The sequence below is a fragment of the Streptomyces sp. NPDC051555 genome (assembly GCF_044454405.1).
Lineage (GTDB): Bacteria > Actinomycetota > Actinomycetes > Streptomycetales > Streptomycetaceae > Streptomyces.
Genome location: NZ_JBITDP010000080.1, coordinates 1 through 5,124 on the forward strand (window position 1 = coordinate 1; position 5,124 = coordinate 5,124).

Sequence of the window (5,124 nt, forward strand, 5' to 3'; positions counted from 1 at the left end):
CTCGATATCACTGTGCGTCACTTTCCGTTCAGGGCAGGAACCGGACCAGATAGGAGCAATCATCCCCTACTCACACAACCTGGTGTACACCCTCTCGTCTTCGAGGACGAGGCCGGATTCTCGATGACGCCGCCGACCTCCCGCACCTGGGCCAGACGTGGCAGCACGCCGGTCATCCGGGTCCGCGGACGCTCCCAGCGTCGCTTCTCCATCGCTGCCCTGTGCTGCTACAAACCCGGCGAACGCTCCCGCCTGATCTACCGGCCCAGACGGCATACCGACCACAAGGGCGGCGGCCGCAAGAGCTTTGCCTGGACCGAGTACCGCGACCTCCTCATCGCAGCCCACCAGCAGCTCGACGGGCCCATCATCCTCATCTGGGACAACTTGAACGTCCACAAAGACCGCCGCATGCGGGCCTTCATCGACGCACAGGACTGGATCACCGCCTACCACCTGCCGTCCTACGCACCCGACCTCAACCCCGTCGAAGGCATCTGGTCGGTCCTCCGCCGGACCAGCCAGGCCAACACCGACTTCACCGACCCCGACCACCTCATCCGCCGACTACGACACGGCCTCCGCCAGATCCAATACCGCAGCCACATCATCGACGGATGCCTCACCGGCACCGGACTCACCCTTACGACACCACGACTACAAGGTCAGTAACCCACCACACCGGCCCAGCCTGAACCCGGGCAGTGATACCTCAACGCAATGCGCGAACCGGAAGGGCCGAACATGCTGGCATCCCGCCTGCACGCCTGGGGCAAGACCATCGACATCGAGGAGGCCGCCCCACCGACGCAGGCCCCTCAAGGCGAGATCGTGGTCGCCATGGAGGCGGCCGCGGTCACCCATCTCGATCTCACCCTGATGTCCGGCACCTTCTCCTACCGGCCCGCCCTGCCCTTCACCCCCGGCACCGCCGGAGTCGGCACCGTCACCGCGGGCCAGGAGGCCCTGGTCGGCAAGCGGGTCCTGGTCCGCGGCGCAGGCATCGGGCTGGAACGCCCCGGCACCTGGGCCGAGCAGATCACCGTGCCGGTGGACGCGGTGCGCGTGGTCCCCCAGGACGCGGACGCGACACTGGCCGCCACCTGCTACTCGCCGATGACCACGGCCTGGGCTGCTGCCGAACCGGTCGGACAGGTCAAACCGGGCGAGCGGGTCCTGGTCACCGGCCCCTCCGGCGGAGTCGGGTCAATGACCGTACAGATGGCCGCCCGCACCGGCGCCCACGTCATCGCCCTGGTCCGCAACGAGCAGGAAGCCGGCTCCGTCCCCGAAGCTGCTGCCGAGGTCCTCATTGGCCGGGATCCCGAGTCCGTGGAGCGCCTGGGCGCGCACGGCGGGATCGACGCCGTGCTGGACACCGTCGGCGGCGACACCGTTCCCACCCTGCTGCCCGCCATCAAGCCCGGCGGCCGCATCGTCATGATCGGCTACGTCGCCGGGAAGACCCTCACCCTGGACCTGCCCACCCTCCTCGCCGCCGACGTCAGCCTGCTCCCGATGAACATGGTCCGCCGCCATGTCCCTGACGACGTGTTCCATACTCTGCTCACCGAACTCAGCAGCGGCACCCTCACCCTGAATACCACCACCTTCGCCTTCATCGACCTCAACAGGGCACTTGAGGCCCGTACCGGCGGCAGTGTCTCCGGCACCATCGCCATCACCATGTGACGCACCGCGAACCGCGTCAGGACACAGTTGCCGGCAAGATCAAGACGGTGGTCGTTGGTGGCCGGGCCTAGCTATGGCTTGGGGGTGAGGTTTGCCATGACTGCGTAGACCTGTGGTGGGGACAGGGGTTCGGTGGGCAGTGGTTGGCGGGCGGCCTCGGCGCGCAGGCCGTCGAGGACGAAAGCCAGGTTGCGGCGCCAGGCGTTCGGGGCGACGTCGGTGGTGGCGCGGATCAGCGGGGCGTTGGAGCCGAGGACGAAGACGAGGTCTTCGCTGGTGAAGTCGGGGCGCAGGGCGCCTGCCTGCTGGGCGCGCTCGATGATGCGCTTACCCGCTTCCACGGAGCGGCCACAGACCGCCATGAGGCGCTCCGCACCCGGGTAGCGGCCACAGATGGCATCGGCGATCGCGAGGTCGGTGACCTGTAGCTCGCAGAGCGTCTCGATGTAGTACGCGAACCCGCTCCAGGCGTCTTCGAAGGCCAGGGCCTGCTGGGCGATGTCGCTGAGACGGTCCGCCGCCTGGTCGGTCACCACTTCGGCGATGAGCGCCTCACGGGTGCCGAACAGGTTGTAGAGGGTGCCGTGGCTGACGCCGGCCCGCCGGGCGATCTCCTTGAGCGGTACCTGCAGACCGCGTTCCTGGAAGAGCTCGGCGGCGGCTGCCCGCAGCTTGTCCGCGTTGCGTTGCGCGTCAGCCCGCATCCCGGTCATTCCTCCTGGTCCTGGCGTGGCGTCCCCATGGTCGCATCCTCCGCAGACCTGAACTTGACGGTCGGGTCAACTTCCATGTTACGTTCGAATCGTAAGTTGACCACAGGGTCAAGATAACTGGTTCGTTCGAGGAGCACCCCATGTCCAAAGTGATCGCCGTCTTCGGAGCCGGCACCGGCCTCGGTCTGTCCGTGGCCCGCCGCTTCGGACGCGAAGGCTTCCGCGTCGCCCTGGTGGCCCGCCGCAAGGACCGCCTGGACGCGCTCGTCGAGCAGCTCGCCGCCGACGGCATCGAGGCCGCTGCCTTCACCGCCGACCTGAACCAGCCCACCGAGGCACCCGCAGTGCTCGGGGCCATCCGCGACCGCTTCGGCCGGATCGACGTGATCGAATACGGGCCCATCAGCGGCGAACAGGGCTTCGCCCCCGCCACCCGCCTGGACGCGGCCACCCTGCAGGCACTGACCCCGCTGCTCCTGCTCACCCCGGTCGAGGTGCTGCGCGCCGCCCTGCCCGAGTGGACCGAGCGCGGCGACGGCGCCTTCCTGATGACCACCGGCTCCACGGCAGTGGAACCGAGGCCCTACCTCAGCGGCCTGGGCCCGGTCATGGCCGCCGCCCGCAACTACGTCTACTCCCTCAACGGCGAACTCGCCCCGTCCGGCATCTACGCCGGCACCCTCTCCATCGGAGCCATGATCACCCGCAGCGAGCTGGCCGAGGCAGCCATCGCCGCCCAGACGGACGGCATGCAGTTCCCGGTCGTCGACCCCGACGAACTCGCCGCCCACTACTGGGACATGTACACCAAGCGCGACCGCATCGAGCAGATCCACCCCACCGCCGGATAACGCGACGCGGCGATCCGACGAACACCTGAGCTCAGGTGTGACCTCGCTCGGGACCACTCACCTCGGTCAGCAACCGCGCAGTCGCCCGGTTCCGCAGAAGCCCGCCACCCGAACACGGCGGTAGTGGCCGCGGCCGGAGCCTGCCGGGGGCGTGAGCGCGCGAAGCCAGACCCCGGTCATACCCCAGGGCGCCTGGCTCCACTTCCGGCCCGCCCACGGCGACCGGCACTGCCCGCCCGGCGCGGAACCGATCCGTACCTCGGTGATCAACGCGGCCGTGTGGGAAACGTTCTGCTACTGGGCTGCAGAGTGTGCGCAGGTCGTCGACGCTCGACCCCAAACAAGATCATCAAGCTGAACCCCGCTGACACCGGCGCTCCTCAACTTCCGGGAAGTGTCCGCTTCACCGGCCGGCTTGATCGGCGGCACTGTGCTCGTCGGGGATCACGCGAGGCCCCGGGGTCTGCCGGACGGCTCGCCTTTCGTCCGGCAGACCCCAGGGCATCCGAGCCGCTCGCTCAGGGCCCGTACCCGGCTGCTCGGAAAGCCGTACACGGGGTGCATCCCCGCACCCGTCAACGAACAGACCCCGGGCAGGTTTCCGCGCACCGGCCCCGTACGTGTGTGCAGAACCGTTTCCGTCCCGGCTCGTTGAGAAGGCTGGGAGTGTCCAGTCCGAGACCGCGCGCCGGTGCTTTCCCCCATTGCCCCGGTGGTCTTCGAAAGGGCACCCTGTGGCATCCGGACCCCGGTGACAGGACCGGGGCGCGCGCCACCGGTCCGGCAGGCCCCGCCCACCCCGGCCTGCCGGACCCCACCACACCAGTACCGGCCCCGGGACAGCGGCTATCGGGGAGAACCGGCCTAGCACTTGACCCTGGTGCCGCCACCCTCACTGTCAGTCCTCCCTGCAAATGGCTCGCTCATCCCGCTCAAAAGGGTGGGGAGGGCTGAGCCCGAGCTCTTTCCTCTTGGGCCGCGTTGAGGCCGAGGGTACGGGCAGGGGGGCGTGAGCCTCGTGTCGGCGGTCCGGGAGTGAGGATGTGGTTCAGGCACGATGGAACAGGTCTGGGGTGTTCTGCGGCCGCCGGCCGCCCCACGCCTGGCCTGGACGGCGGGGTACTGCCCGGCCCGCGGCGAGCCACTGACTCTCGAGGGCATCGTAGATCGGCGCGTCGGACCCCTGCCAGGACTCCTCGACCGGCCGGGTAAATCCGGCTCGCGCCGAAGGCGAAACTGAGGTTCCCCCGCTGTGCGGGAGGTGCTGACTAGCTGGTCAGGGTGGGGTTACGTGGTTTCAGGTTCGCTTGTTCGGTCGCTGCCTGGTTGGCGTAGTGCTTCTCCTCGAACTCGATGGGGCTGAGGTAGCCGAGCCGCTTCTGGATGCGGTGGGGGTTGTAGAAGCCGTCGATGTAGTGGAAGAGCGCGAGGTTCGCCTCGGCACGTGTGGCGAAGACGCGGCCGCGGACGCACTCGGTCTTGACCAGCATCCACAGATTCTCCGCCAAGGCGTTGTCGAACGAGTCGCCGACGGATCCCATGGACGCTTGGATGCCGGCTCTGAGCAGGCGCGTTGTGAGTTTCACGGATGTGTATTGGCAGCCGTGGTCCGCGTGGTGAATGAGTTCGCCGGCGGTGGGCTCGCGGGAGGCGAGGGCGTACTCGAGGGTGGTCAGGACGAGGTCGGCGTCGGCGCGGGCGGAGGTTTCCCAGGCCACGACGCGGCGGGAGAACGCGTCGCGGATCGCGGACAGCCACAACGGGCCCTCCTGAGTGGCGATCATGGTCAGGTCGGTGACCCACAGCCTGTTCGGCCCGGTCGCGGTGAAGTCGCGCTCGACCAGGTCCGGGGCCAGTTCCGCGTTCGG

The 5,124-nt window shown here is 68.5% G+C and carries 5 protein-coding genes; 3 read left to right on the plus strand and 2 right to left on the minus strand.

From position 1 onward, the window contains the following. Positions 1 to 123 precede the first annotated feature (123 nt). Together ACIBEA_RS44090 and ACIBEA_RS44095 are read left to right on the plus strand one after the other, a co-directional pair. A complete protein-coding gene (locus ACIBEA_RS44090) occupies positions 124 to 672 on the plus strand; it encodes a transposase (protein WP_399270134.1) in 549 nt (182 codons plus the stop codon). Positions 673 to 744: 72 nt separating this feature from the next. Beyond that, on the plus strand, positions 745 to 1,692 hold the full coding sequence (locus ACIBEA_RS44095) for a zinc-binding alcohol dehydrogenase family protein (protein ID WP_399270136.1): 948 nt from the start codon (positions 745 to 747) through the stop codon (positions 1,690 to 1,692). Between the two features lie 71 nt (positions 1,693 to 1,763). On the opposite strand, the gene ACIBEA_RS44100 is transcribed toward ACIBEA_RS44095, so the two are convergent. Beyond that, a complete protein-coding gene (locus ACIBEA_RS44100) occupies positions 1,764 to 2,396 on the minus strand; it encodes a TetR/AcrR family transcriptional regulator (RefSeq protein WP_399270138.1) in 633 nt (210 codons plus the stop codon). Between the two features lie 149 nt (positions 2,397 to 2,545). Between ACIBEA_RS44100 and ACIBEA_RS44105 the strand changes: the two genes are divergently transcribed. Then, positions 2,546 to 3,256: an SDR family NAD(P)-dependent oxidoreductase gene (locus ACIBEA_RS44105; RefSeq protein WP_399270140.1), complete on the plus strand. Its 711-nt coding sequence runs from the start codon at positions 2,546 to 2,548 to the stop codon at positions 3,254 to 3,256. A 1,268-nt stretch (positions 3,257 to 4,524) separates the two neighbouring features. Here ACIBEA_RS44105 and ACIBEA_RS44110 read toward each other — a convergent pair. Continuing rightward, on the minus strand, positions 4,525 to 5,124 hold a 600-nt coding region (locus tag ACIBEA_RS44110; RefSeq protein ID WP_399270142.1), incomplete at its 5' end, for an IS3 family transposase.